The 656-nt window shown below is 75.2% G+C and carries 2 protein-coding genes; one reads left to right on the top strand and one right to left on the bottom strand.

Features of this window, described 5'->3' with window-relative positions; all coding sequences use genetic code 11:
- A partial coding sequence (locus ACOV8S_RS31070; protein ID WP_448321826.1) for a LysR family transcriptional regulator occupies nt 1-258 on the bottom strand: 258 nt, incomplete at its 3' end.
- A gap of 194 nt (nt 259-452) precedes the next feature.
- On the opposite strand from ACOV8S_RS31070, the gene ACOV8S_RS31065 reads away from it, so the two are divergent.
- Nucleotides 453-656: hypothetical protein (locus ACOV8S_RS31065; RefSeq protein ID WP_448321825.1), on the top strand; the 204-nt coding region annotated here is incomplete at its 3' end.

Here is a 656-nt window from a genome sequence, read left to right as displayed (position 1 = left end):
CCCCGCCCCCGTGCCCGCCGCGGCGCGCGCCTCGGTGACCAGGACGTCCAGCAGGCGCAGGACGCGGCGGGCATGGGCGACGGCCTTCTCACCCGCGGGCGTGGGGCGGGCGCCGGTGCGGTCACGGTCGAAGAGGACGGCGCCGATCTTCCGTTCGCTGCCACGGACCGAGTGGGAGACGGCGGACTGGGTGAGCCCCAGCGCGACGGCCGCGGCCGAGAAGCCGCCGGTGTCCGCCACCGCCACGAGGATCCGCAGCTCGTGCGGCGCGAGCTCGGAACCGGCCGCCGCGCCGGTCCGAAGCCCGGGTGCGCGGACCCCAGGCGTGTGGGCCTCCGGTATGGGGGTCACGGGTCGCTCACCTCGTTCCATGAGAACTGCTCATGGAACGGTACGCCCCCATGAGCCCGACGGGCTGCCGGGCAGTGGCGTCACCGTCCTACGGTCCGCGCATGAACGACAACGACAACGACACGGTCGAACACGTCGACCAGGCCGGACTGCCCGGTACCGCGACGGCGGAGCAGCCCCGGGCGGCAGGGAGGGGGACCAGGACCGGGACCGGCCCGGACGTCGCGGTGACCGTCCACCAGACCGCCCACCCGCGCGGGTTCCCCACCGCCGCGGACTTCGCCTTCGTCGAGTCCCCGATCCCC

The sequence above is a fragment of the Streptomyces sp. CO7 genome (assembly GCF_053474865.1).
The sequence above is the reverse complement of the archived record's forward strand: the minus strand, read 5'-3'. Positions and strand labels throughout refer to the sequence as shown.